This window comes from Corynebacterium sp. MSK041 (assembly GCF_030232265.1).
Lineage (GTDB): Bacteria > Actinomycetota > Actinomycetes > Mycobacteriales > Mycobacteriaceae > Corynebacterium.
Genome location: NZ_JASPJK010000003.1, coordinates 175,695 through 202,481, shown reverse-complemented (window position 1 = coordinate 202,481; position 26,787 = coordinate 175,695). Strand labels below are relative to the sequence as shown.

Annotated in this window: 21 protein-coding genes, 1 tRNA gene and 1 pseudogene; 8 read left to right on the top strand and 15 right to left on the bottom strand. The window is 61.9% G+C overall.

What is annotated here, in order from left to right:
• Positions 1–13 precede the first annotated feature (13 nt).
• The gene (locus QP968_RS04845; protein WP_284855279.1) at positions 14–1,078 is read left to right on the top strand and encodes a glycosyltransferase family 4 protein; all 1,065 of its coding nucleotides are present in this window, start codon (positions 14–16) and stop codon (positions 1,076–1,078) included.
• Positions 1,079–1,090: 12 nt separating this feature from the next.
• Here QP968_RS04845 and QP968_RS04840 read toward each other — a convergent pair whose 3' ends face one another.
• Both QP968_RS04840 and QP968_RS04835 read right to left on the bottom strand, forming a co-directional pair.
• Positions 1,091–2,569, bottom strand: coding sequence for an MmpA family trehalose lipid delivery protein (locus QP968_RS04840; RefSeq protein ID WP_284855278.1), 1,479 nt, complete (start codon positions 2,567–2,569; stop codon positions 1,091–1,093).
• A complete protein-coding gene (locus tag QP968_RS04835; protein ID WP_284855277.1) occupies positions 2,553–3,203 on the bottom strand; it encodes a porin PorA family protein in 651 nt (216 codons plus the stop codon). The genes QP968_RS04840 and QP968_RS04835 overlap by 17 nt, the downstream gene beginning before the upstream one ends.
• On the opposite strand from QP968_RS04835, the pseudogene QP968_RS04830 reads away from it, so the two are divergent.
• A pseudogene (locus QP968_RS04830) lies at positions 3,118–4,143 on the top strand (acyltransferase family protein); the annotation flags it as partial. The gene QP968_RS04835 and the pseudogene QP968_RS04830 overlap by 86 nt on opposite strands.
• A 64-nt stretch (positions 4,144–4,207) precedes the next feature.
• On the opposite strand, the gene QP968_RS11285 reads toward QP968_RS04830, so the two are convergent.
• Together QP968_RS11285 and QP968_RS04820 are read right to left on the bottom strand one after the other, a co-directional pair.
• Positions 4,208–7,213 (bottom strand): alpha-(1->3)-arabinofuranosyltransferase domain-containing protein, encoded by a 3,006-nt coding sequence (locus QP968_RS11285; protein WP_350309331.1) that lies wholly within the window; start codon positions 7,211–7,213, stop codon positions 4,208–4,210.
• Positions 7,197–7,394: a DUF2613 domain-containing protein gene (locus QP968_RS04820; RefSeq protein ID WP_034662727.1), complete on the bottom strand. Its 198-nt coding sequence runs from the start codon at positions 7,392–7,394 to the stop codon at positions 7,197–7,199. The genes QP968_RS11285 and QP968_RS04820 overlap by 17 nt, the downstream gene beginning before the upstream one ends.
• A gap of 68 nt (positions 7,395–7,462) precedes the next feature.
• Here QP968_RS04820 and QP968_RS04815 point away from each other — a divergent pair, with 68 nt between their 5' ends.
• Entirely contained in the window at positions 7,463–8,605 is a 1,143-nt protein-coding gene (locus QP968_RS04815) for a glycoside hydrolase family 3 N-terminal domain-containing protein (protein WP_284855275.1), read from the top strand.
• A gap of 21 nt (positions 8,606–8,626) precedes the next feature.
• Positions 8,627–10,333: a VanW family protein gene (locus QP968_RS04810; RefSeq protein ID WP_284855274.1), complete on the top strand. Its 1,707-nt coding sequence runs from the start codon at positions 8,627–8,629 to the stop codon at positions 10,331–10,333.
• On the opposite strand, the gene QP968_RS04805 is transcribed toward QP968_RS04810, so the two are convergent.
• Both QP968_RS04805 and QP968_RS04800 read right to left on the bottom strand, forming a co-directional pair.
• Entirely contained in the window at positions 10,330–11,085 is a 756-nt protein-coding gene (locus QP968_RS04805; protein WP_284855273.1) for an alpha/beta fold hydrolase, read from the bottom strand. The two genes, QP968_RS04810 and QP968_RS04805, sit on opposite strands and share 4 nt — an antisense overlap.
• 136 nt (positions 11,086–11,221) lie before the next feature.
• A tRNA-Gly gene (locus QP968_RS04800) sits at positions 11,222–11,295 on the bottom strand.
• 81 nt (positions 11,296–11,376) lie between these two features.
• Between QP968_RS04800 and dcd the strand changes: the two genes are divergently transcribed.
• Positions 11,377–11,940, top strand: coding sequence for a dCTP deaminase (dcd, locus tag QP968_RS04795; RefSeq protein WP_284855272.1), 564 nt, complete (start codon positions 11,377–11,379; stop codon positions 11,938–11,940).
• A 151-nt stretch (positions 11,941–12,091) separates the two neighbouring features.
• Here the strand turns inward: dcd and QP968_RS04790 are convergent, their stop codons facing one another.
• Entirely contained in the window at positions 12,092–12,640 is a 549-nt protein-coding gene (locus QP968_RS04790; protein ID WP_284855271.1) for a putative endonuclease domain-containing protein, read from the bottom strand.
• Positions 12,641–13,295: 655 nt separating this feature from the next.
• On the opposite strand from QP968_RS04790, the gene QP968_RS04785 reads away from it, so the two are divergent.
• Positions 13,296–14,636: a UDP-glucose dehydrogenase family protein gene (locus tag QP968_RS04785; protein WP_284855270.1), complete on the top strand. Its 1,341-nt coding sequence runs from the start codon at positions 13,296–13,298 to the stop codon at positions 14,634–14,636.
• Between the two features lie 343 nt (positions 14,637–14,979).
• Here the strand turns inward: QP968_RS04785 and QP968_RS04780 are convergent, their stop codons facing one another.
• Complete coding sequence (locus QP968_RS04780; protein ID WP_284855269.1) at positions 14,980–16,245, bottom strand: pyridoxal phosphate-dependent aminotransferase; 1,266 nt, start codon at positions 16,243–16,245, stop codon at positions 14,980–14,982.
• 10 nt (positions 16,246–16,255) lie between these two features.
• Positions 16,256–16,894, bottom strand: a complete 639-nt coding sequence (locus tag QP968_RS04775) for a DUF1707 SHOCT-like domain-containing protein (protein ID WP_284855268.1) — start codon at positions 16,892–16,894, stop codon at positions 16,256–16,258.
• 136 nt (positions 16,895–17,030) lie between these two features.
• Here QP968_RS04775 and QP968_RS04770 point away from each other — a divergent pair, with 136 nt between their 5' ends.
• Positions 17,031–18,119 (top strand): transporter permease, encoded by a 1,089-nt coding sequence (locus QP968_RS04770; RefSeq protein ID WP_284855267.1) that lies wholly within the window; start codon positions 17,031–17,033, stop codon positions 18,117–18,119.
• Here the strand turns inward: QP968_RS04770 and QP968_RS04765 are convergent.
• Positions 18,116–20,062 carry an ABC transporter ATP-binding protein gene (locus QP968_RS04765; protein WP_284855266.1) on the bottom strand — a complete coding sequence of 649 codons (1,947 nt, stop codon included), beginning with the start codon at positions 20,060–20,062 and terminating at the stop codon, positions 18,116–18,118. The two genes, QP968_RS04770 and QP968_RS04765, sit on opposite strands and share 4 nt — an antisense overlap.
• Positions 20,059–21,732 (bottom strand): ABC transporter ATP-binding protein, encoded by a 1,674-nt coding sequence (locus QP968_RS04760; RefSeq protein WP_284855265.1) that lies wholly within the window; start codon positions 21,730–21,732, stop codon positions 20,059–20,061. The genes QP968_RS04765 and QP968_RS04760 overlap by 4 nt, the downstream gene beginning before the upstream one ends.
• Before the next feature lie 126 nt (positions 21,733–21,858).
• Between QP968_RS04760 and QP968_RS04755 the strand changes: the two genes are divergently transcribed.
• Positions 21,859–23,013 carry a Fic family protein gene (locus tag QP968_RS04755; RefSeq protein ID WP_284855264.1) on the top strand — a complete coding sequence of 385 codons (1,155 nt, stop codon included), beginning with the start codon at positions 21,859–21,861 and terminating at the stop codon, positions 23,011–23,013.
• 2 nt (positions 23,014–23,015) lie between these two features.
• Here QP968_RS04755 and QP968_RS04750 read toward each other — a convergent pair whose 3' ends face one another.
• From QP968_RS04750 to QP968_RS04735, 4 genes are all read right to left on the bottom strand, one after another.
• Positions 23,016–23,945: a substrate-binding domain-containing protein gene (locus QP968_RS04750; protein WP_284855263.1), complete on the bottom strand. Its 930-nt coding sequence runs from the start codon at positions 23,943–23,945 to the stop codon at positions 23,016–23,018.
• The gene (locus QP968_RS04745) at positions 23,938–24,318 is read right to left on the bottom strand and encodes a hypothetical protein (RefSeq protein ID WP_284855262.1); all 381 of its coding nucleotides are present in this window, start codon (positions 24,316–24,318) and stop codon (positions 23,938–23,940) included. The genes QP968_RS04750 and QP968_RS04745 overlap by 8 nt, the downstream gene beginning before the upstream one ends.
• 11 nt (positions 24,319–24,329) lie before the next feature.
• Positions 24,330–25,667: a Na/Pi symporter gene (locus QP968_RS04740; RefSeq protein ID WP_284855261.1), complete on the bottom strand. Its 1,338-nt coding sequence runs from the start codon at positions 25,665–25,667 to the stop codon at positions 24,330–24,332.
• 154 nt (positions 25,668–25,821) lie between these two features.
• Complete coding sequence (locus tag QP968_RS04735; protein WP_284855260.1) at positions 25,822–26,445, bottom strand: hypothetical protein; 624 nt, start codon at positions 26,443–26,445, stop codon at positions 25,822–25,824.
• Positions 26,446–26,787: the final 342 nt, after the last annotated feature.

The following is a 26,787-nucleotide window of genomic DNA, read 5'->3' as shown; positions in this document are numbered from 1 at the left end:
CCATCGACAGGCGATGAAGATTCTCCTCCTCTGCTGGCGTGACACCACCCACCCGCAGGGCGGCGGCAGTGAGCGCTACTTGGAGCGAGTGGGCGCGCACCTGGCCGCGCGGGGGCATGAGGTGGTTTATCGCAGCGCAGCGCACACCGACGTCCCGCGTCGTGCCGTGCGTGATGGCATCCGTTTTGAGCGTGCCGGTGGCAAATACACCGTCTACCTGCGCGCACTGTTTGCCGTGTGGCGGCATCGGCCCGATGTGGTGGTGGATACGCAAAACGGGATTCCGTTCTTTGCGCGGCTGTTTACGCGCGCGCCGGTGGTGCTGCTCACACACCATTGCCATAAGGAGCAATGGCCGGTGGCGGGGCCGATCATTGGGCGGTTCGGCTGGTTCCTGGAATCGCGCGTTGCGCCGCGCGTGTACCGTGACGCGCCGTACGTGACGGTGTCGCAGGCCTCCAAGGCTGACCTGGTGGCGCTCGGTGTGCGGGCCCGTGACATCAGCATCATTGAAAACGGGGTCGATCCGGTGCCCATGCGCTTGCCAATGTTGCTGCCGAGTGGCCAGACCCACATAGTCACCCTCTCCCGCCTCGTCCCGCACAAACGCATCGAGCAGGCCATTGATGCGGTGCGGGACCTGCCGGGGGTGGTGCTGGACATCATTGGTTCCGGCTGGTGGGAGGACCAACTGCGTGCCTACGCTGCCGACCTGGGGGAGCGGGTGGTGTTCCACGGGCACGTCGGCGATGACCTGAAGCACGCCCTCCTTGCCCGCGCCTCGCTGCACCTCATGCCGTCTGCCAAGGAAGGCTGGGGCATCGCGGTGGTGGAAGCCGCCCAGCATGGGGTGCCCACCGTGGGCTACCGGTCAGCGGGTGGTCTCAGGGATTCCATCATTGATGGCGAGACGGGCGTGCTGGTTGACAGCGAAGCTGAGTTCACGGAGGCGGTGCGGGAGCTCATCGCTCAGCCGGAGTCTCTGGCACGTCTGGGTGATCGCGCTCGCGCCTGGTCAGGCCGCTTTTCATGGGCGGAGACGGGGCGGAAATTCGCGGAGCTGATCGAGGGGCTCTAGGGACTTTGGGCTTTAGGGCTTGCGGCGGTCCAGCAGCGCCAGCAGCGGCACCGCGAACCACAGGCTGAGTAGCGCCAATCCGCTCAGGGGCAGAGGGCGGGCCGGGATGCCGGTGTCCTCGACGATGTACCCGCCACGCCCATCCGGCCGCGCGACCAGGCCCACCTGCGGGTCGGAGAAGTACCACTGGGCTTTTTCCGGGGCTTCAGGGGAGAGCATGCCGTTGTTGAACAACACGTCCGCCACCTGCCAGCGCGGCGGCGGCCCATCCACTTCCACCCCGTCCACGGTGAGCACCCCGGATTCCACCACGTTCATGGCCTTGGTGGCGGGATCCACCACGGGCACGCCATCGGTGCGGGTGAGCAGGGTGGGTCTGTCGGGGAAGAAGACATCGCGGCCCTCGTGCGCGATGGCAGGCACGGTGACCTCCACCGGTGCGAGCACCGCCAGCGCCCGGGGCGCGTCCGGGACTTGGAGGAGCGCCAGGCCAAGTGCGGCGCCAGCCAGGTCATTGCGGGACAGGCGTGCGGCGGCGAGAACATACGCCGGCACCGCCAAGGCCAGGAACTTCTGTGCATCCCGCACGAGCCCACCACCGGGGACGTGGCTGACAATCAAGGCCTGCACGCCTGGAAGCAACCAGGACACCAGCGGCACAGCGAAGCCGATACAGGCGAGGACCAGCATCGAGCGGGGCACTCGGCGCAGCGCGAGAGCCAACACTAGGAACAACACGATCCCAGCGAGAGCGAAACCAGCCGAGCGGGAGGCCGGCACCGCATCGGCGTTCCAGATCCCGCCCAGGCCGAGGAGGGCGCCGAGCGTGCCGGTATAGGTTTCCGCACGCGGGGCGAAAGCAGCAGCAGACGAAGCGGAGGCAGCGCCGTCCACGACCTGCAGCACCGTCGCCCCCACCCACGGCAGACACGCCAACGCGGCGGTCCCCACGGCGAGCTTTGAGCGCCGCACCAGCAGTACTGTAGCCAGGGCAAACAATCCACCGGTGGGGGTCAGCGAACATCCCCAGACAGCCAGAAGACGCCCGGGACCACGGCAGAACGCCACCGCGGGCAAGAGCCACGCCACCAGGGCCAGGGACCACTGGCCCTGCAGGAGGCGTTCCACCGCGAAGGGGTTCCACACTGCCACCGTCATGGCAGCGGCGCGAGTCCAGGGGGATGAGCCTAAGCGTGAACCCATCCACGTCGCCGCCCCTGCAGCAGCCGTGACCGCGATGGCCACGAAGAACGTCGCTGGCAGAACCATCCCCACCACCGCCAACACGGCATCCTGCGGGACATTCCGGGCAGCCAAGTCCCCGAAACCCAGGGATGCGTGGGTGAGATAGGGGTGGGGCAGCACCATCATGTCGCGGGCAGCTAGAGCCGCGCCGGGTCGCGCGAAGACCAACCAGAATGGCCAGGTGAGTGCCCCAACGAGGAAGGTCCCCCAGGCAACTGTGAGGGAACGACTAAACCCGCCGGACAAGAATGATCAACCCCATGACAGCAGCCAGAACAGCAAATACTCGTCCCGCGAGGGCGAGGAATTGCAGCCACCACAGAATGCGGACGCGGGAAGCGGCCTCACGGACCAATTCATCTTGGGTACTCGCAGCAAGGGTGACCTCCCCGTCAGCGGTCGTGCGCGTAGCGGCCACGACACCGCCGGTGCGGCGCTCCACATCAAAAGTGCGGGTTACTCGATCAGGAGAGTCAGAAGAGTCAAGAGAGTCAGCCGAGCCAAACTCGCCTGAGAACCGCAGCGCGCGCAGCCCATTCACTTCCACTGGCCCAACGTAATCAAGGGGGGCGGTGGTGGCGGTGGAGACGTCGTAAAACGCAAAACTACGGTGCTCCGGCTCCCACGGGAAGAAAAACACGAGGCCTTGCGGTGTTTCCATGGAGAAGCGGGAGATTTCCATCTGCTCATCGCCCACCGTCACCATGGCATCTTTCTTAGGGCCGGTGACGTTGAACACCTCGCGGGTGCCGTCGCTCCATTCCACAACATGTTCACCGTTGGCCAGCGGTTTCATGGAGCTGATTACCGGGGGTGCCACAAAGTTGCCCAGCGCCACGCTGATCACAAATACAGCCAGGCACCACCACAGTCGCTTCATGGGTCTCCTTTACACTTGGAGTATCTCGAACCCTAGCACGCGCCTACCGGAGCTCGAGGGCCTGCGGGCGGTCGCGGCCCTCGGGATCGTCATCACGCATGTTTCCTTCCAGACGGCGCTCGGTGCCGCGATTTTGGAACGCTTCGATTACTTCGTCGCGGTCTTCTTCGCGCTGTCCGCATTCTTGCTCGCGCGCGGCACGCATGGGCGGGGCTACTATCGACGGCGCCTGGCCCGCATCGCCCCTGGTTACCTCGCGTGCGTGAGCGTGGTCATGGTGGCGTTGCCCGCGCTGAGCGGCATCACGCGCACCCAAGTATTAGCCAACCTTTTCCTCGTGCAGGTCTACGTCCCAGACGGCCTCGTCGCGGGGTTGACCCACATGTGGTCGCTGTGCATCGAGGTCGCGTTCTACCTCATTCTCCCCGCGTATCTCGCCCTGCGCACGCGAGGCCGCATCATCGCTCTCATAGTTGCGGTTGTGTGCAGTGTGCTGTGGCCTTGGCTTATCGACGCCCCCTTTCCCCTCAACCTCCAAACCACCCCACCCTCCTACATCCCCTGGTTCGCGGTGGGCTTGGTGTGCGCGGAGGTGGAGCGCTACCGCCTTGTCCGGCCGGTGAGGAACCTGCGGTGGCGGTGGATCGGGCCCGTGCTTGGCTTGGCCGTGGCATGGCTGGCTAGCCGCGAGTGGGTGGGCCCGCGTGGGTTGGTGCATCCGAGCCCGGCTGAGTTCAACGCGCGCATTCTTCTGGGTGCGGTGTTTGCCGCCTGCTTCCTGGTGCCGTTTGCGCTGTGGCCGGTGAAGACGGGGCAGCGGACTGTCCTGTCGGGTGCGGTGGCAACCGCACTCGGAAGGTGGTCCTATGGGATCTTCCTGTGGCACGTGGCGGTGTTGGACATTGCCTTCCCGGCGCTGGGTATCCGCGTTTTCTCGGGCCGGCCGGTGGACTTTGTTCTCGTGCTGGCGTTCACCGCCACCGTGTCTGTGGCGGTGGCCTACGTCAGCTACGAGCTGGTGGAAAAGCCTGCTGCGCGCTGGATCCGGCAAGGCTGGCCAACACCACGCACCCAGCCAAAGCAATCGCGAGGGAATCCCCCGCATAGTTCCCAGCCGGCCACGGTGCCCGGGCGAGCCACAGCCCCATAACCACCGCCGCACCCCAGCCAAGGAGCCAGGTGGGGATGAGAGTGAACCGCTTGATGGCCATCCCCGCTGCCCAGGCGACCAGGCCGAGGACACCCGCGCAGACACCCGCGGCCACGAGGGTGGCGGCGGCGGTGAGGTAGGGGGCCTCCACGGGTGCGGCTTCGGTTGCTTGGGGGTGGCGCCGCGAAATAAAAATGCAGAAGACTAGCGTGAGTGCGCTGAGTGCGCCACCGCCGAGCAAGCTGGCGCGGTAAAAACTTGAACCCGCGAAGCTCAAGGTGAATTCGCCGGCCACACCCGCCGGGACGATGAAGCCCTGCATGCCGGAATCCACCTTCACGGGTTCCAGCGGGGTATCGCCGATCGTGCCACGCAAGCCCTCGTTGAACGCGCGGGTGGTCAGGATGATCTGCTCCTCATCGCTGGCATTGACGGTGCCGGTGAAAGGCGCCCACGTGTCGGCTGGGACGGGTGCGCGGGTCAGCGTGACTGTCTCCGCATCACTGACCAACTCGTGGCGGCCGGAGGGAAGGGTGAGGGGGCCGGGGGGATGGGGGGTGCCGTCGATAAGCGAGTGCGCACTGAGCTCCCACTGGGAGTCCGCGGTGGTGGTGAAGGCGCGCTGGAGCACATCCGTTTCGGGGAGAAGTCGCTGGAAGAAGTACGTGTCGCCGGTGCCGGGGACCTCGACGATGCGGCGGACCGGTGCGTCGAGGCTCAATCCCACAGGGTCGTGTGGGAAGAGGGTGGCAGGGCCGGTGACGGTGACCGGTTCATTTGCGGTGAGGGACAGCTCTTCCTCGCCGTCGAGGCTGGTGACGGTGAGCTGCGTGTCCTCGGTGGCGGTGATGGTGATGGGACCTGGTGCGGCGACTTCTAACCACGGGGCCGCATCGCCCGGCGCGGGGTGCCAGAACGTGTCCTCCAGGCCGTCGACTGCGGCGGTGAGGGACTGCGCCGGGATGGCGCCGCCGAAGCTACCCGCATCCGCCGCGGAACTGGACGCGCTGACGGTTCCGCCCGTTTCCCGCACGCCTACGCGCTGGCCGGCGGAGGGGTAATCCACCTGTTTGTTGCGCACATTGCCGCCCTCGCGCGGGCTGGCGGGATCCGGCGGCAGGTGGGCGGAGACCGGGCCGCGCAGCGTGCCGTAATTGCGCTTCACCAGGGCGGGGGTGTCGGTGATGATGTCCGCTTCGTTGTCGTCGGTGAGCATGCGCGGCTGGTAGCCGATTTCCTTGTCCAGCAGTGGCAGAACCTCCCCGCCGCCGTTGACGGTGATGAGGGCGCTCGTGGGGGCGATCATCATTCCGCGGGTGGAGTCGAGGACGTGGATGTCAATGTCGCCGAATGTCACCGTCGGTTCCCCGAAAGCGTCGGTGGGTTCTGTGGGGGCCTGTTCTGGGTCGAGGTCCTTGCGCACCACCACCGCGCCCACTCCGATAGCGCGCAGGGCCTCCGGCGACAGGGCCGTGACCTGCCCGTCCAGGCCACGGATGGCCTCCGGGTCTACGAGGGGCACGGCGTCACGCACCGCGAAGGGGACGTGGGTGAGCGCCTGAATCGGCTCATCGCGTGTCCACCCCCAGGTCTGCCGGGCGAAGGAGGCCTCGGGCACGACGAGCGTCCGCGTCCCAGCCATGTTGTTGTCCAGGTACTTTGCCGCTGCCAGCCAATTCGGGGAGACCTCTTTCCACGTCCCAGTAGGCGCCAAGCGCAGGGACCACGCCGGGGCCACCGCGATGATCGCTGCGAGTCCTACCGCAACCGCTTGTGGCAGTTTCACGCGGGCGAGCACCGCCGCCACACCGATGACCAGTGGCAGGCGCACCAACGGGTCGAGCTTGTGCAGGTTACGGAAGGGCGCGCCAGGTCCGTCCAAGAAGCTGAGCCAGGCCTGCTCGAAGGGGCCATGCGCCGCACCCATGAGCGCCACACCGAGGCACAGCAACACCACGAAGTAGCCGCGCCAAGGGGAGTGCCACGCGACCAGTCCGACGATCCCGACTGCCGCGACAGCCATGGTCGCCAGCACAAAGACAGGTTCCGCGACGAGGAGGTGACCGGCGGTACGCTCCGTATCCACGAAGGGTGCCCACGAGGTTGTGCCCCGGAAGATCTCCGCCAGGTTGAGCCACCGAGTGGTCACGTAGGAGGACTCGATGAAATCCGTAAACGGCGCCGAATACTTCCCCAACACCAACAATGGGCCAATCCACCAGGCACTCACCGCAGCGGCACCGACCAGCCAACCAGCCAGGTGCTTCCACGCCCTGCGCCACAGCAGAAGCACGAAGGCGGGCAGGCACGCCATCATCGTCGCGGTGGCGTTCACAGCGCCCATCAGAGCAATGGGCACGACCGACGCGGCAACATCACGCCACGTCAATTTCGTGGTACCGAGGAGCGGCAACAGAGTCCACGGCACCAAAGCAACAGGCCAAGCTTCCGAAGAAATCGCGGTCAGCGTGGTGAGCACTCGCGGGCTCAACGCGTACAGCAGCCCCGCTGCCCAGGCCGGCCACGGAGTGAAGCCGAGCTTGCGCGCCACTAGGTATGTGCCGGAGAAACCCACCCCCATGACCACGGTCCACCACAGTCGCTGCGCCACCCAGTCCGGCAGCGGGTCCGTCAGCAGGAAGAACAGGCCGTGGGGGAACAGGTACCCGTAGGCCTGGTTCTGAATCTGCCCCAAGGTGAACGTATCGGTGTACGCGTGCCCCGCCGCAGCCAGGAAGCCCGCCGGATTCACCAGCAGATCAAACTTGGTGTCCGCTGCTGTGCGGCCAGGGGCCTGCAGGAACGCCAGCAGCCCAAGTATCAGCCACGTATATACATGCGCGCTACTGGCGCGAGCCATACTCCGGGCCACCAAGAACCGCCTGGTCAGCGGGCACAGCATTGCCGGTGGGCACACGGTTCTGCCCGGAGAAACCCGCGATGCCCACGACCGCCACGATGCCCAGCACCACGCCCGTTACGGCGCTGGCAAGAACGGGGCCGAGCGTGCGGCGCGGCCACGATGCGGTGCGGTTTGTCATGCTCACAGACCATACCAGCCGCGGGGAGTTAGGATGGAACCGTTTTCCACGTACTCCAAGGACTTTTCATGCGCGCAGTCATCACAGCCGTTGTGGCGTTGTCTGCTGCGCTCATGCTCAGTGCGTGTGCGCCCACCACGTCAGAGTCCGCGCCGGAGACATCCACTGCCACCGTGACCAACACCGTCACAGAAACGCCCGTGAGCGAGGCGCAACAGCGCGTGCCGGAGGATCTTCGCATGCGGGTGGCATCACTCATGGTGGTGGGGGTTTCTACTTACGACGACGCCCGCGCCGCCCTCGAACAAGGCGTCGGCGGCCTGATCATCCCCAGCTGGGCGGACCCAAGTCTGCTCACCGAAGAAGGCCGTAACATCAATGCGCTGCGGGAAGAGTTCAAGCGCCCGTTCATCGTCGCCATCGACTTCGAAGGCGGCCGTGTGCAACGCCACTCGCAGATCCTCGGGTCCTTCCCCAGTCCGCGTGAGCTGGCTCAACAACCCAACAGCGTCATCCAGGGTACCGGCTACGACATTGGTAATCGCCTGCGCCAATACGGCATCAACGTGGACTACGCGCCGCTGCTGGATCTTGATGTCACGGACCTCAACATCGTGGGCGACCGCGCTTTCGGCCCCTCCCCGGAACGCGTCAGCGAGGTAGCTACGCTCTTTGCGCAGGGGCTTGTCGACGCGCACGTGGCCCCCACCTTCAAACACTTCCCCGGCCACGGCCGCGCCAGCGGCGACACCCACCACACCCTTGCGGTGACCCCGCACGTGGACGAACTGAATGGGTTTGACCTTGCCCCCTACGCCACCGTGCTGCCGAAATTCCCTACCTCCTCCGTCATGGTCGGCCACATGGTCGTCCCTGGAGTAGGGGAGGACGGTACTCCTGCTTCTCTCAATCCCGCCATTTACGAGCTCTTGCGCTCCGGTTCGTACCCCGGCGGGTCTCCCTTCAACGGGGTCGCAGTGACCGATGACCTCTCCGGTATGCGTGCCATTACGGACCACATGTCCACCCCCGAAGCCGTCCGCCGGGCCATCGCCGCCGGTGCTGATCAGGCGCTGTGGTCATCCGGTACAGATCTGCCCGCGGCTATCGACGGAGTGGTCGCCGCGGTCAACAACGGCGACATCCCCGAAGAGCGCATCACCACCGCAGCCACCCGTGTCCAACAACAATTCATTGACACTGAATTTTGATCATCAACTACCCTGGATCGGGTGAGTTCCAAACAAACATCCACGAACTGGTCCGGCGGTTCCCGTGGTGGCAAGATCGCCGCGGGGTTCTTCGTCGGCTTCTTCGTGCTTCTGCTTGGCCTATATCTCGCGGATGTAGGGTTCAACCGCGGCACCGTGCCACGTGGCACCACGGTCGGTGGAGTGGAAATTGGAACAATGCAGCCCGCGGCGGCGGTGAGTTTGTTGGAGGGGGAACTGGGGGACGTCGATAAGCGTCCTGTAGTTGTGCATGCCGGCGAGATGGAGGAGACCTTCACCCCTGAAAACGCTGGTCTTGGCGCTGACTGGCAGGCAACTGTCGATGCGGCTGGCGTGGAATCCCTCAACCCGCTCTCGCGCCTGCTCGGCTTCTTCCGCACCAACGAGGTGGATATCGTATCGACGATCGACGCCGAGAAACTCCAACCCGAAATCGACCGTCTATCTGCAGCTTTGGCGCGCGAACCGAAGGATGGGACTTTGGCGCTGGACAATGGTGAGGCCAAGGTTGAGGAGCCCATCGACGGCCAACACGTCATGCGCGATGACCTTGAACGCGCGATGACGCTGAACTGGATCAACCCGGATGGCGTCACCGTTGAACCGAAGACCACTGCGCCGGCGATTAACGACGATGTGATCAAGCAAGCCGTCGATGGACCCGCGGCCGCGGCACTCAAAGGGCCGCTGACCCTGCGCGGCGGCCAGGGCGAGGAGAAGGTCGACGCCGTCATTGAACCTTCGCGCATGGGTGAGATTGTCACCTTCCGCAACGAACCGGAAAACAAAACCATCGTCCCCGAAGTCCACGCTGACAAGGCCGAAGAAATCTTCGGTGAACAGCTCAAAGACACCATCACGCAAAGCCAGAACGCCACGATTTCAGCCTCCGGTGCGGTGACCCCCTCCCAGGATGGCAACGAGATCGCCTGGGACAACGTCCTGCGTGATCTTGATCGCCGCGTGCTTGGCGGCGAGCCCCGCGAATGGGACGCCGAATACCGCGACGTGCCCGCCACCTTCACCACCGAGCAAGCGAACAATGCCACCTTCAACGAAGAAGTCGGCTCGTTCACCACCGGTGGCTACTCCGCCGCATCCGGCACCAACATCGAAATCGTGGCGCGCACCGTCAACGGCGCTGTGGTCAGCCCCGGCCAAACCTTCTCCCTCAACGGCTACACCGGCCCGCGCGGAGTGGCGCAAGGGTATGTGGAATCCGGCATCATCATCAACGGCCGCGCTGGCAACGCCGTCGGTGGTGGCATCTCCCAATTCGCCACCACCCTCTACAACGCCGCCTACTTCGCCGGCATGACCGATGTCGCCCACACCCCGCACTCCTACTACATCTCCCGCTACCCAGCCGGGCGCGAAGCCACCGTGTACGAAGGCTCCATCGACCTGGTGTTTAAGAACGACACCCCGTACCCCGTGAAGATCGTCACCGAATTCGGCGGCGGCCAAATCACCGTCCGCATGATGGGTGTGAAAGATCGCACCGTTGAATCCATCAACGGCGGCCGCTGGGCACAAACCTCCCCGTCCCCACAGACCGTCTCCGGTTCCGGCTGCATCCCGTCTGGCGGCGCCCCCGGCTTCACCACCTCTGACACCCGCATCGTCCGTGACCTCGCGGGCAACGAGATCTCCCGCGAAACCACCACCACCGTGTACAGCCCCCAACCGATCGTCCGCTGCGACTAAAACGGTGGGGTGGTCTCACCCAGTTCCCGCTCCAAACCCCAGCGGGTCAGTCGCGCGATCTCCATATCTCGTGGCATAAGAGGGTGCAGTGGTGCGCCCGGGATCTCAAGATTCACCACATCCGCGCCGTCCACAGACTCAAGCATGGAGGTACTCATCGGCGTCACAATATGATCCCGCCGCGAATACAACGACGTGTACACCACATCCGGGTGCGTATCCGGGACCACCCGTGCCAGCAACCACTCCGAACCCACCAAGTGCTGCGTGACGCTCTCCCCGAAAAGGCGGTTCACCACGGTTTTCTGTTTGTTCAATAGCGGGGAAATAAGTGCAGCGCGCCCATCCAAGTCCGTGCCATGGAACGGCGAACCCATCGTGACCACCCGCCGCACCTTCTCATGCCCACCGGCCGCAATGAACAACTTGGTCACCGTGCCACCCTGCGAATGCGCCACGATGTCCACCTTCTTCGCCCCCGTCGCCGTGAGCACCTTGTCCACATTGGCGGCCAACTCGTTGACCAGCTCATCCAAGTCCCCCGTGCCATACAACCCCGGTACCCGCATCCGGCCATAATCAAACCCCCACACCCAATAACCATGCGCGGCAAGATACCGAGCCTGTCGCGTAAAAGCACTGGTCCTGCCCTGAAAACCATGCACGAACAACACCGGTGTGGGGTGATCCACCGGTGTGGGGTGATCCGGTGTGAAGTTCGGGTTGTTGAACACGGGTTTAGGCAAGCGCACACGCGCCACGCTAGCAGGTTGAGCCTCGGGTGAGTCCGAGAAATCTGACCGGGACGCTGCCCTTGTGCGGTAAATCCCCAGGTCGAATTTTGTTGGTCGCGAGATTTCTCGACCAGCCCCCTGGAACACCCCCACTTGGAGCCGGCGACGAGAATCGAACTCGCACTCTCAGCTTGGGAAGCTGATGTTCTACCACTAAACTACGCCGGCGCAGCCACAATGAATGCAGCGGGGAACATCGTAACACCGCCACCCCTCATGCCCCCAAATGCGCGGGGTTAAGATTGGCATGTGCTTCTTTCAGATCGTGACATTTCCTCCGCCATCGAGTCCGGCCGCCTTCAGATCGACCCGTTCGACCCGGATCTGATTCAGCCATCGAGCATCGACGTGCGGATTGACAACCTCTTCCGCGTGTTCAACAACTCCAAATACACGCACATCGACCCCAAAGAAGAAATGCCGGACCTCACCACCGAGGTCGCCGTCCCCGAAGGTGAGCCGTTTGTGCTGCACCCCGGCGAATTTGTGCTCGCCGCAACACTAGAGCACTTCACGCTTCCCGACGACCTCGCCGGCCGCCTCGAAGGCAAATCCTCCCTCGGCCGCCTGGGCCTGCTGACCCACTCCACCGCCGGATTCATCGACCCGGGCTTCTCCGGCCACATTACCCTGGAACTTTCCAACGTGGCCAACCTGCCCATCACCCTCTGGCCCGGGATGAAGGTCGGCCAGCTCGCCCTGTTCAAGATGAGCTCCCCAGCCCAAACCCCGTACGGCTCCAGCAAGCTCGGCTCCAAGTACCAAGGTCAGCGTGGCCCGACCCCGTCGAAGGCGTACCTGAACTTCCGCTAGGGCCAAAGCGGACTGGCCCATCCGTTAGGGCCCATCCGTTAGGGCCCATCCGTTAGGGCCCCATCCGAGATTTCTCACATCCCCTTTTCCGCGACCTGCCCGTTTAGGTTCTGCAAACGGAGATTGTGTGAGATTTCTCGAATCCGCCATTTCATCCCACTTTTCCTGCGGCTTGCACTGCCCTGAATAGGATCCAGGGCAGCTTCCGCAGCGTCCCTGCGGAGAATCTCAGAACAGTCCAGCCCTGCAGTTGGCATTCAAGGTTGATGTCAAAGTCTTTATCGCGCTGACTTCTAGCGAGATGGTGTTCCCCGTCATACATCAGAGCAATTCTTAGCTCTGGGATAGCCAGGTCAAGCACGGTGACAAGTTGGTTGTCCAACGTGACCGGCATTTGCTCTACAAGCTGGAGTTTCAATGGTGTGAGTGCATCCACGATGTAATCCCACTGCGGCCGGAAAGCTAATGGAATGTGGCCCAGAACCGCCATGCACATGAGACGCATTTCGGTCTCCTTCGGAGACTCTGCGAGTGGGCTGGACAGACGCATTGCTTGGGTCATCCATCGTTTATTCACCCGGTAGTGTGACGCCTTGAGCAGCAGCGCTGGGGAGAGGGAGAGACGGTGGCAAGCAGCGTCAATGAGCATGACGGCCCAGTAGGTGGGACCGTCGGTGATCCAGCGAGGCTTGGGCCACATGTGAAATCCCGCACGTATGTCTTGCAACGCTTCCGTCACGGCTTCATGTGGCTCACTGACAGGCAGGTCAATGCCACGCCAAGTGACGTTCCAAGGGGTGCGAGTCTCTCGGCGCCTCACTATGACACCGGTGTCTTCTCGCTTGTAGGTGGGTGAGTTGAGCGTGGTGTCACATGAATTCACTAGGTAAGGCACGCCATAGAGCGCTAGCGCGCTAGTCCCCGCAATTGCACAGTGTGGATGCTCCAGTGATTGGGCGATGGCACGAAGGTTTGCAGGCACCTCGAAACCCCGGCCGCGTGGGTGGGCTTGAGCTTCTAATCGGGTGATCTCAGGAGGGCGGGGCGCAAACCCTGAGGCCAGGTACTTTGCTGATGCGTGTTGGCCCGAGCCAGGCACGTCCGCAGGGTGGAGATGGCCCTGTACTAGGTAAGTGATGTCCATGAAGTCGTGGACTTTCGGAAAAATAAGTTTGTTCATATTGACTTAGACTGCTGAAACTCTCGTTCGGTTCCCTCACAGTCGAGATTTCTTCCAAGCGGTTGTCTGCCACCTGCGCCTTTAATACCGACTCCTGCACCAAAGCGTCAGATTTCTCGAACGCCTTCTCGCACTCACCCTGCGTAACCTCCCCGCACGGGTCATAATGGCCGGTATGCGCATGACTGTGATTGGCACCGGTTACCTCGGCGCGACGCACGCCGCTTGCATGGCGGAACTCGGCCACGAGGTACTGGGAATCGACGTTGACCAGGCAAAAATCGACACTTTGAAGGCGGGGAAGGTGCCCTTCTTCGAGCCTGGTTTGCCGGAAGTGCTGGAGCGGAACCTCGCGAATGGTCGACTGCGTTTCACCACGGATTACAAAGAGGCCGCTGAGTTCGCCAACGTGCACTTCATCGGCGTGGGCACCCCGCAGCTGCGCGGAAGTTACGCGGCGGATACCTCCTATGTTGAGGCGGCAGTGGATAGCCTCGTGCCGCATTTGCAGGGAGAGCACGTGATCTTTGGCAAGTCGACGGTGCCCGTTGGCACAGCTCAAGCCCTCCAAGAGCGGGCTAATAAGCTTATTAATGCCCCCGCCACCATCGAGATCGCCTGGAACCCCGAGTTCCTCCGCGAGGGCTACGCGGTCAATGACACGATCACGCCGGACCGCATCGTCCTCGGCGTCCGCAGCACAAGCGACACCGAGAAACCCGCTGAAAGCCGCGCCGAAGAAATCGCCCGCGAAGTATACGCAACCCCGCTGGCGGATGGGGCACCGTTCATCGTGACGGATTTGCAGACCGCTGAACTGGTCAAAGTCTCCGCCAACGCCTTCCTGGCCACGAAGATTTCCTTCATCAATGCGGTCTCAGAGGTCTGCGAAATCGTCGGAGCGGACGTCACCCAGCTTGCTGATGCCATCGGCCACGATGAACGCATCGGCCGCAAGTTCCTCGGCGCTGGCCTCGGCTTCGGTGGCGGCTGCTTGCCCAAGGACATCCGTGCGTTCATGGCCCGCGCTGGCGAACTCGGTGCTGACCAAGCTCTGACTTTCCTCCGTGAGGTCGACGCGATCAACATGCGCCGCCGTGAGCGCGTCGTTGATCTGTCGCGCGAGATCCTCGGATCCCTCATCGGCCGTCGCATCACGGTTCTTGGTGCCGCGTTTAAGCCGAACTCGGATGATGTGCGTGATTCGCCCGCGCTCGCTGTCGCCGGTCAGCTCAATCTCGCCGGCGCGTCCGTGCGCGTCTACGACCCGGAGGCGATGGACAACGCCCGCAAGGTCTTCCCAACGCTGGATTACGCCGACTCGCTTGATGATGCGCTCACGGACGCTGAACTCGTCATTCTCGCTACCGAGTGGGACGAGTTCAAGAACCTCGATCCAGAACATGCAGGTCAGCTCGTAGCAACCAAGACGCTTATCGACGCCCGCAACGTCCTCCCCGTCCCCACCTGGCGCACCGCCGGCTGGAACCTCCACGCCCTCGGCCGTTCCCTCTAGCCACACCGCTCCCTTGAAGAATGTCGCTCCCTTGAACAGCTAATGTTTCGGCCCTGAAGAGCGAGCTCTTACGGAAAGTCCTTTTGAGCAAGCCCTTTTGAGCAAGCCCTTGCGAGGAAGCTCTTACAAGGGAAGCCCCGACAAGGGGGCGGGAGGTATGTCGGCGGGGCATGCGGACAAATCTGTCCCTTTGGTACCTGCGCTGCAGGTCAGAGCAGGTATCAAGTGTGGACGCACAGTGCGTCCACATGTAAAAGGACTATCTTCCCAGCGCAAGGGCTATCGCTGAAGACGTGCGGACAGATTTGTCCGCACCTCACAATGCCCTATATGGCGCTGGGGATTAGTGCTGGTGGTAGTCCGAGAGGAAGTTGCCCAAGCGCTCGATCGCGTTCTCCAGCTGGGATGCCCACGGCAGAGTGACCACGCGGAAGTGATCTGGCTTCGGATAGTTGAAGCCGGAGCCGCCAACCATGAGGATTTTCTCGCTCTTGAGAAGGTCGAGCATGAAGCGCTCATCGTCGTGGATCTGGTACATGTCCACATCGATCTTCGGGAAGGCATACATGGCGCCCTTTGGCTCAACAACGGAGACGCCGGGGATCTCGCGCAGCTTCTTCACCGTGATGTCGCGCTGCTCCTTCAAACGGCCACCTTCACCGGTGAGGGCGTAGATGGACTGGCGTCCGCCAAGAGCCACCTGGATGGCGTGTTGGCCAGGGACGTTCGCACAAAGGCGGGTTCCGGCGAGCAAATCCAGGCCTTCAATGAATCCGGTAGCGCGGCGTCGTGGGCCGGTGATGACCATCCATCCAGCGCGGTAACCGCACACGCGGTAGGCCTTAGAGAGGCCGTTGAAGGTGCAGGTGACCAGGTCGGGGGCGATGGTGGCCATGGAGTGGTGGACGGCGTCGTCGTAAAGCACGCGATCGTAGATCTCGTCGGAAAGCACCATGAGCTCATACTCGCGCGCGATGTCGGCGATGCCTTCGAGGATTTCCTTGGAGTAGACCGCGCCTGTTGGGTTATTCGGGTTGATCACCACGATGGCTTTGGTGCGCGGGGTGACTTTGGAGCGGATGTCCTCGAGAGACGGGTTCCAATTGTCCTCCTCGTCGCAGACGTAGTGGACAGGTTTGCCGCCGGCGAGAGAGGTCGCAGCGGTCCACAGCGGATAATCGGGGGAGGGGATGAGCACCTCGTCGCCGTTGTTCAGCAGCGCCTGGGTGGTCATGGAGATGAGTTCGGAGACTCCGTTGCCGAGGTAGACATCGTCGATATCAAAATCCGGGAAGCCCTCGATCTCCTCGTAGCGCGTCACCACAGCGCGGCGAGCCGGGATGATGCCCTTCGAAGTGGTGTAGCCCTGCGACGTTGGCAGCGCGGCAATCATGTCGCGCATGATCACATCGGGTGCGTCGAAACCGAAAATAGCCGGGTTGCCGGTGTTCAGCTTGAGGATGGAGTGCCCATCGCGCTCCATCTCCTCCGCCGTCGCCGCAACGGGACCGCGGAGGTCATACGCTACGCCTTTCAGCTTGTCCGCCTGATCAAAGTGGCGGTGCTTCTTAATACGGGGGGAAGATTTCGTCTCGGGTTGGTCGGTCATGGGGGCCATCCTACTCATCTGACTTGCGGGTCATTTTGTATCTCTCAAGGGTCCTTTGTGCGAGGTCCATCGCGGACCCTGATATTTCGTCGAGTTTTGCGGAACGTAAGGCTTTTCTGCGTTCCTCTTCTACACGTCGTTCAGCCTGAATTTCGCGGAGTCGTTCGCGCTCAAGCTGCCGTGGGCTGGGTGTGTACCAGCTGTCCGGCCCGACCTTCATCACGTAGAGCAGGATGAACAGAGTGGGAATGATGAGGAAGATGAGTGCACCAATCCCCGGAAAACCAGCTTGACCTGCCACCGATGTGAGCGCGATGGTGCCAATCGACCCGAGGCTGAAAATACCCAAACGGGTGCGTTGCCCGCTTGCCCGCGACTGTTCGATTTCGCCGCGCGTGTACACCTGGACTTCCTTCGACTGGACTGCCGGTGCGGAGGTGTTCTTGCTTGGGAGGTCCCGGAAGAGCGGGATGAGATCCCCGTGGATGGTGGCCTCCGCAACGGCATCGCAACGCCGGTCGTACTCGGCCAGATCTAGCCGGCCCTCGCCATAGGCGAATGTGAGACGAGAGAACGCGTCTGCACGGTCGGTGTCCGATAAACGCAGCTGAAGTTTCGATGCTGGCGTGTTTTCTGGCTGATAATTCACAACTCACATAATAGTGAGAAACCCCTGCTCTGGCCTAGTGGGGCACGGTCGAGGGAAGGGAACGGGAACTATCTAGGCATGGTGTGAGTGAAACTTTTTCCACGCATATGTCCGAATGTTCGATACTGTAGTGGGTATGACTAATCCGAATGATCCACAAAATGGCTACAACAGCACCGGGGGCACGGGCGAGAACCCGTACGGTGGTAACTACGGAAACCAGCAGTTCCCCCAGTACGGCAATGAAGGGGAAAGTGGCCAGTACGGTCACTCTGAGCAGTCCGGCTACGGTCAGGACCAGGGCTATGGCCAGAACTACGGCCAAGAGCAGGGCTACGGCCAAGGCCAGAACCAGGGCTACGAGTCCTACAACTCGTACGCTTCGCAGGACTCCTACGGTTCCGGCTACGTGAACCCGAATGCTGCTTCGCAGTCCGGCCAGCCGCTGGTGACCAATGCTGGTCCGCTGCCGGTCATGGAAGCGCTGTCCTTCGGCTTCAAGCGTGTGTTCACCAGTCAGTGGCACGTGTACCTGGGCTTGGCAGTGATCCCGATGGTGGCGGCCCTGCTCGGCAGCGTTCTCGTGGCTGGCCCATTGGTGGCCGCCGCCATGCAGGACCCCGAGAACTTTGTTCCGGGTGCAGGCACTTTCGTTTCGATTGGTCTGTTCGTGGTCATCGCGGCCCTTGTGACTATGGCTTTCCAGATTGTGATGGCCAAGGTGGCGCTGCGTGACACTGCGGGTGAGGCACCTGCGTGGGACAAGGCATTCAAGGATGTGCCGTGGGCTGCAGGTTTCCTGGTGTACATCCTGGTGGGCTTGGCCTTCAGTGTCGTTTCCTTCGTGGCAATGATCATTCCGATGCTGGTCCTCGCATTGGTGTCCCCGCCACTCGGTGTGTTCCTGGTGCTGGTTGTGGGTATCGGTCTCATCTTCCTGTACCCGTTCACCGCGGTGATCCCGCTGTACGCGATTGATGGTCGTACGTCTGTCACGGGTGCTTTCTCCGCTGCGATCAACGACATTAAGCCGCAGTACTGGCGCGTGTTTGGTGCACTGGCTCTGGTCGGGTTGATCTCGTTTGTTGCAAGCTCGATCACCCAGGGTTTGTCCAGCCTCATCATGTCGCCGGTGACCGCACTGGTGTCGGTGTTCGTGTACCGCTGGATCAGCACTCGTCATGAGCAGCCGACCCAGCAGGACGGCTACATGAGCATGTACTAATCTTCGCCGCTGAACTGGGATTGGTTCAGCTCGAAGTACGTTCCTCGCCGGGCAAGGAGTTCCTCATGGGTCCCTTGCTCGGCGATTTTTCCGTTTTGCATGACGATGATGAGGTCGGCGTCACGGATCGTGGATAGGCGGTGCGCGATGACGAAGCTGGTGCGATTGTTGCGTAGCGCGTTCATCGCCTTTTGGACGAGGACTTCGGTGCGAGTGTCTACGGAGCTGGTGGCTTCGTCGAGGATCAGCAGCGCGGGTTGCGCCAGGAAGGCACGCGCGATGGTGATGAGTTGGCGTTCGCCGGTGGAGATGGAGCCGGCGTCTTGGTCGATTTCGGTGTCGTAGCCATCGGGGAGTGTGCGCACGAAGCGGTCGACGTAGGTGGCCTTGGCTGCGGCGATGACTTCTTCATCGGTGGCGTCGAGGCGGCCGTAGCGGATGTTGTCCATGATGGTGCCCTTGAACAGCACAGCGTCCTGCAGCACCATGCCTACCTGTGAGCGGAGGGCGGCGCGGGACATATCGCGGATGTCGGTACCGTCGAGGCGGATCACGCCGGCGTCGATGTCGTAGAACCGCATGATCAGGTTGACCAGGGTGGTTTTGCCGGCGCCGGTTGGCCCGACGATCGCGGCGGTCTGACCCGGTTCCACGCGCAGGTTTAGGTCCTGAATGAGTGGCTCGTCGGGGTTGTAGGAGAAGTCCACGTGATCAAATTCGACGAGGCCGTCGGATACTGCGGTGCCACCATCGACGGTGTCGGGGTGTTCCTCGTCAGCGTCGAGAAGCTCGAAGACACGCTCCGCGGAAGCGACACCGGATTGGAGCATCTGCATCATGCCGGCGACTTCACCGAGGGGGTGGTTGAGCTGGCGCGAGTATTGGATGAAGGCGGTCGCGTCACCGAGCGTGAGCTGGCCGGATGCGACCTTGAGGCCACCGAGGACAGCCACGGCGACGTAGGACAGGGACCCGATGAACTGCATGATCGGGTGCATGGCATTGGCCAGGAATTGGGCCTTTTGGGCGGCAGCGGCGAGTTCTTCGTTGCGTTCGCGAAACTGCGCGCGGATCTGGTCAGAGCGCCCAAAAATGGTGGTCACGTCATGGCCGGAGAAGGCCTCTTCGACGTGGCCGTTGAGGTCGCCGGTGGCCTTCCACTGGGTAACAAACTGTTTCTGGGAGCGGGTGCCCACCAGACCCATCACGGCGCCGGTGAGTGGGATGGCAAGTAGCGCGACGAGGGCGAGCTGCCAGGAGATGACCACCATCATCGCCACGATGCCGACGATAGTCAGCAGCGCGTTGAACAGCGAGGACAGGGACTGTTGCAGGGCCTGCTGCACGTTGTCCACGTCATTGGTCGTGCGGCTCATCACATCGCCGCGCTGCCGCGAATCGAAGTAGCGCAGTGGCAAGTGGTTGATCTTCGCTTCCACGCGTTCGCGCAGGGTGTACACCGCGCGCATGGTCAGTCGGTTCAGAATCGCACCCTGCGCCCACATGAGGAACGAGGCCGCGAGATACAGCGCGAGCACCAGCGTGATCAGTTGGCCGAGCCTGTCAAAGTCAATGCCACGCCCAGGGGTCAGCTCCATCGCCGCGGCCATGTCGGCGAAGCGGTCCTGCCCCGCGGCGCGCATCCCTTCCACGGCCTGTTCCTGGGTCATGCCCTCCGGAAGCTCGCGCGACATCACGCCGGAGAAGATCACGTCCATGGCCTGCCCCATCACGCGCGGCGCCCACACAGCCAGCAGCACCGATACCGCGTTCATGAGGAACACCAAGGTCAGCGCGAATTTATAGGGCGCCAGCAGGCCTAAGAGTCGCTTCGCGGACGGCCAGAACTGCTTCGCTTTGCGGGGAGCCTTGCTCGAGTAGTCATCGCCGGACATGGAGGCTTCGTATTCGGCCAATTGCTCGTCGTTAAGCTGCTCGCTCATGCCGTCACCTCCTGCTGGCTCGCCGCGATCTCACGGTACGTTTCACTCGTGCGCAGCAGCTCCGCATGGGTTCCGCGCGCCACAATATCGCCAGCTTCCATCACAAGGATCTGGTCAGCATTGCTTATCGACGCCACCCTCTGCGCCACCACCAACACCGTCGCCCCCTCGGTGTACGCATGCATGGCCTCTTGGAGTCGGGCTTCGGTGAGGGCGTCGAGGGCGGAAAATGAGTCGTCGAAAAGCAGCACATCCGGCTTAGCCACGAGCATGCGCGCAATGCACAAACGTTGGCGCTGACCACCGGAAACATTGGTGCCGCCCTGGGAGATGGGCATGTCTAAGTCTTCCACGAAGTGAGCTTGGGCGACGCGCAGTGCTTCCCAGAGTTCCTCATCGGTGGCCTCCGGGTTGCCCACGCGGAGGTTAGTGGCCACCGTGCCGCGGTACAACCAGGGCTTTTGGGGGACCATGCCCACTTTTCCGCCGACGCGAATGTGACCGGACGTGGGGTAGTAGAGCTCCGGGATGAGGCCCATGAGGGTGGACTTTCCGGATCCTGTGGAGCCGATGATCGCGGTGAACGTGCCTGGTTGTGCGGTGAAAGAGATATCCCCCAGCACAGGTTCTTCCGCGCCGGGGTAGCGGTAGGACACGTTCTGGAATTCCACGACACCGGGTTCCACATTGGTGCTCATCGCATGGTCAGGACGACGGGTGTGCTCATAGCGCACGACCTCGCTGATGCGGCGGGCACAGACGAGCGCGCGGGGCAACATCATGAGTGCGAACACGCCCATCATCACCGCCATGAGAATCTGCATGAGGTACTGCATGAACGCGGTGAGTGAGCCAACTTCCACGAGGCCTTCATCCACGCGCTGCCCGCCGAACCACAGCACTGCTGCGGTGGCCAGGTTCAGGATGAGCATGATCACGGGGAACATGGTTACGAACACCCGCCCGATGTTGAGGCTGAGTTTGGTCAGATCTGCATTCGCGTCGCGGAACCGCTTCTCCTCGAACTCTTCCCGCCCAAAGGCGCGGACAACGCGGATGCCTGCGATCTGTTCACGCAACAGGCCGTTGATAGCGTCCAGTTTGACCTGCATCTTCCTGAACATCGGCAGCAGCAACGCGGCTGTGATGGCCACCGCCACGGCAAGCGCCAGGACCGCAACCACCACGAGCCACGACATTCCTGCATCCTGGCGCAGCGCCATGATCACTCCGCCAACGCCCATGATGGGTGCGGCAACCATGAAGTTGAGCAAAAGTAGCGTGGTCATCTGCACCTGCTGCACGTCATTCGTTGCGCGCGTGGTCAACGTGGCCGGCCCAAAGTGGCTCATGTCCTCAGCGGTGAACCGGCTGACGTTGTCATAGACCGCTCGGCGAATATCCCGGCCCGTGCGCATCGCCGCCGCGGAGGCGAACCACACCGCCGCCACCGCTGCCGCCACCTGCGCCAGGGACACCGCGAGCATGACCAGCCCGACGTGCCGGATGTACGCCACGTCCGCCTTAGCGACACCGTTATTAATGATGTCCGCGTTCAAATCCGGCAAATACAACATGGCCAGCGTGGACACCAGCTGCAGCACCACAACCGCAGCGATGAAAGGGGTGTAGGCCTTGCCATACTTCCCAGTGAGTCTGATGAACTCCACGAATTTACTCCCTGATCTAGGTTTCGCAGCCATACTAGACCCCGGGTGCGACACGCGCCTATCTCTATGGATTCCGCCAGAAACCCGCCCCAACTAGACCTTGTTTACCAGCGGAAATAACTCCTCATGTCGATTTTGGGGGAAAAAATCGACATATCGCGCGGATATGTTTATTCTTTCGACATGTCCGAGAAAACCCCGCCTGGATTCGACCCGAATCGGCCGTTTAATGATCTGCCGTCTTTGCCCCCACAGGAGGAGCTGGAGACTGCAAGGGTGCTCAAAGCTGTCATTGACGCACGGAGTGAGCTTGCCGCATTGAATACGGCATGCCGGTTGATTCCGAATCCGGAGATCATCACGTCAACGATTCCTCTGCGCGAGGCTCAGGCCTCCACGGAGATAGAGAACATCGTGACCACGAATGATGAGTTGTTTAGAGCGCAGTGGAGCGTGGATCTTGAGCCCACGCCGGCAACCAAGGAGGCTCTCCGCTACCGCGACGCGTTGCGGCGTGGGGTTGAGTTGGCAGAAGAACGGCCTGTTTCGGAGAAAGTTGCGCTGGAGGTGTGCTCGGTCCTGCAGGGAAATCAGGCTGTGGTGAGATCAACCCCGGGCACTTTCATTGGTGATCCAGTAACGGGTAAACGTGCATATACCCCACCTGAGGGGCAGGACGTGATCCAGCGACACTTGGCGGCGTGGGAGCGTTACCTCTATTCGGATCATGGCCTTGATCCGCTGGTGTTGATGGCTGTTGCGCATTACCAGTTTGAGGCGATCCACCCGTTTTATGACGGCAATGGCCGCACGGGTCGTATCCTCAACATTCTTCTCTTGTTGCAGGAAAACGTTCTTTCCTTGCCGGTTCTCTATTTGTCCGGAACGATCGTGGACAACAAGGAGGAATATTACAGGCTGCTCAGTGCAGTCACATCACGTGGTGCATGGGAGGACTGGATCATTTTCATGGTCAATGCGGTCGCCGAGTCCGCGCGCAGCACAAGCCTGCTTATCGACGATCTCCAAGACCTCCAAGACATCACCACCTCCCGCGTGCGTGCTGCAGGTGTGACACCGGCAGCCGAGCTGACGGAATTGTTGTTCGTGCAGCCCTATATCCGCATCTCTGATGTGATCGATGCCGGTTTGGCGCAACGACAGACCGCATCGCTGTGGCTCTCCCAGTTGGTGGATGCTGGTGTTTTAGATGAACAGAGAATTGGTCGGTCGAAGGTGTTCTTGAATCAGGATGCGTTGGGGATCTTGACCCGCCGATAATCTTATGACTGCCAGCGTGCATTCGGCCCGGCGGTGCGGTCGGCGTAACGCTTCTGCGCGGCTGCGTAATCCTGCTCAGGCAGCTGGTAGAAGTACACGCGCGGCATGACGGCCTCCGCGTGCTCGAGATAGGTGGTGACAAACTTATCCACGTCTTCCCGCTTCGCCGCCTCCTTGTTCACGTAGATGAACAGCGGGCGGGCGAGCGGGTAGTTGCCCTTCTTCGTCTCATCTGCGGTGGGGGCCACGCCATCGACGTTGACGTTGTCAATGAGTTTCAGGCTGTCCTCTTCGGTGGCCAGGTAGTTGCCGATGCCCATGAAGGACAGTGCGTTCTTATCCTCCGCGACCCACGTGGACAGCTCCTGGATGTCGTCGGTGGCCTGGTAGTCCTCGCGGATTTCGTCCCCCTTGAGCACCAGATCCTCGAACACGCCGAGGGTGCCGGAGCCATCCGGGCGACCATAGAGAGTGATCTCCTCATCCGGCCAAGACGGGTCAATGTCAGACCACTTCGACACCGCGGAATCCTTGGCCCAGATGTCATGCAGCTGGTCGATGGTCAGGTCCGTGGCAAAGTCATTGTCACGGTGCTTGACAATCGTGATGGCATCGAGACCGATCGGCAGCTCAACATACTCAACCTTATTGTCGGCGCACTGCTGCTGAAATTCGCCCGGAATAGCTATCGACGAATCATTGATATCAGCCTCACCGCCACAGAACTTCTCAAAACCATCCGTGGAACCGACCGCCTCAATATTGACGTCGAAGTTGTAGCGCTTAGCGATGTAGGAGGTGATCGGCTCCACCGTCGCGGAACCGGTGACCTGGATGGCGTTCTCACTCGGGGTGGTGTCCGAGGAGCAACCGGCGGCGAAAACAGCGACGGCAGTCAGGACGGCGACGAGGGATACTCGAGTTCTAGCCATCGTGCTTGCCCCCTTGCATCTCAGCGCGGAACTCGCGGAGCAGGCGGAAGAGGTTCTTCCAGGAACCATGCGAGGTGCCCCAGTACTTAGCGAAGGTCTCGTCCAGCTCCGCCTGTTGCTCAGGGGTGACGTTTGGGTTGATCTTCTTGTGCCGGTGGTGCCCATCTTCGGCGTGGTCTGTAGCGGTGTCAGTCTCCTGGTCCGCCGTCAGACTCTCCTTGTTGCGGCCACGTGCGCGCAGTTCGACGCGGAGTTCGTTGGCGGTTTCCTCGAGCTCGTCGAGAAGCGCGACGAGTGCTTCGTCTGGAGCCTCATTCTTGATGAGGTCCTGGGCCATCGGGGACAGATCTGGGGTCTCGTTCGGGTTCGTCATCGAAGGCTTCCTTACATAAGGGAGTTGGAAATGAACACGGCCAGCAGCGGGAGAGCAAAGAACACGCCGCCGATGTAGATGAAGATGTACAGCTTGTTCTTCTCGGCCAGGCCCGCCAGCCAGTCAGAGCACCTCGGCGGGACGTCGCGCAGGAAGGGCAGACCGAGAATGAGGATGGCGGCGAAGAGGTTAAACATCGTGTGCACGAGTGCACCAGCCATGGCGGCTTCGGCCTCCGCGCCGGACGCAGAGAACGCCGCGATGAGGCCGGTCACGGTGGTACCGATGTTCGCGCCGACCACGAACGGGAACAGTGTGCGCACGGAGAACTTGCCGGACGCAGCCAGCGGAACCGTCAGCGCGGTGGTGGTCGAGGAGGACTGGACCAGGGCGGTGATCAGGGCGCCGGAGAGGACACCGAAGAAGGAGTTCTTGCCCAGTGCGGCGTACAGGATCTCTTGAGCCTTACCGACGAGCAACGCATTCAGCAGCTTGCCGATGAAGCTAATGGACAGCAGCACCAGTGTGACGCCGATGATGGCAAGGAGGATGCCACCCCAGACGCTGCCAAGCGGAGAGACCAGCGCCCCCGCGACCCCGACGAGAGGTTCGGTGATGAGGTCAATGAAGTCGCCGAGCGACTCAAAGATGCCAGCAATAACACCATCGCCTGAACCGGAGAGGGACGGTGCAACCGCGGAGGCCGTCTTGCCCAGGAATCCCGTGAACATCTCCAGTGTGAAGAAGAACGTGATACCGATCAGGTTGAAGAAGTCATGCACGGTCGCCATAGAGAAACCGTTGCGGAACTGCTGCTTGTTGCCCGCCAGGCCTAACGCCACCAGCGTCGAGGTAACGGAGGTGCCCATGTTGGCGCCGAACAGCATCGGGATAGCAATCTCCAGTGGCAAGCCACCCGCGATCATGCCCACCACAATCGAGGTGGTTGTGGACGAGGACTGGATAATCGCCGTGGTCACAATACCGATGGCCAGACCCACGAACGGGTTCTCCGCAAAGGAGAACAGCTCTTTAGCCTGGTCGCCGGCGGCCAGCTTGAAGCCGTCGCCGATCATGCCCACGCCGTTGAGCAGCAGCCAGACGCCGACGAACACGGCAATCCAGTTAACAACCTGCTTAGCGGTGCCGGTGAACGGCAGAAACCCCAACGGGTCCTTCATCTGACCATCATCCTCATGGTCAGTAGCCGTGCGCGTTACTGCGTTGTCCTGGCCTTCAACCTCGGCTGATTCAGAATCTATCCGGCTGCGGTCGATGACACCCACGTCTTCTCCTTCATTAGGATCATGCTCATCGGTGAGCCCGTGGGAAAGACCCTCGCTGCTCATGAGTTCTCTCTTCTACGTACTGATAAGCCCTGACAAGGTTAGCCACAGGTTCTTGCCAGTAAGTAAACGAAGGTTGAACTCGGTGAGAACCTTTGGCATAACCAGGGGATATGCGGTGTCAAACCGAGGTGCCTGGGGGGTGGCTTGCCGCCCCTTAGAGCACTGCGGGAACCGATGTCGCGGCCGCAACTATCGCGGACCATTGCGCGATGCTCACGGTCCCGGCCGCGTGGGTGTTCGGTGTGTGGGTTGGCGTGCTCGCCTGTTTGAATGCTGGCCGGTGCCAGCCGGTCCAGGTAGTAAATGGCAGGCCACGCTTTTCCAGGAAAGCAACAATCGCCCCCGGCTGGTTCGCGGGGGACGGGTCGCTGACCACAGGAGTGCGGCTCACGGTCACGTTGTTGCCCCTGCTCAGGTGCTCGTACACGGTAACAGTTTCTGGGCTGGTGCCCACGATGGTGAGCTCCGGGCCCTCAGTGTCTTCAGTAGCAACGATTACAGTGTCGTAATAGCGGGTCAGCTCGCCGATGGTGATGTCCGTTCCTACACTCACGTTTCCAAAGAGGCGCAGGCGCGGCACCAGGGAGCCGCCGGGTTGGGTGCTCGCTGGGCGGTGTTGGCTGGCAAAGCGCAAGAGACCGATTGGTGCCGGCGCTGAATCAAAAAGATCCACAAAGAACGTGTGGTCCCCCATGCAGATCAAGGCGTCCGATGCATGAATGCCGGCTGGGCCGGCGCCGACGATGGCCACGCGGTGTGCGCGGAACTCGTGCGTCATGATGACTCCTTTGATCAGTTGGTACAGACTGCTTGGTCTGTAAATGTACGCGCTCCAGGTGTCGTGTCAAGGGGGCCGGGGGGATTATATTCACCGCAAATGGACTATGACGTGCTGAATTGGTGAGCGTGAGGAGGAGGGGTCTCGGTCTAACCGGGTATGAATGGGCGCTGCGCACGAAACAGACCGAACGGTCTGGCAATTTGTTGTGTGGGAGGGGACCTGCGGGGGCGGGTGAAGGATTTTGCACTCGATCCCGGAATGCTTGGTGCGCCCCACTTTTCACCTGCGGGTTTCCCGGATAGTGGCGGAAGGGCCACGCAAATCCTTCACCCGGCCCCG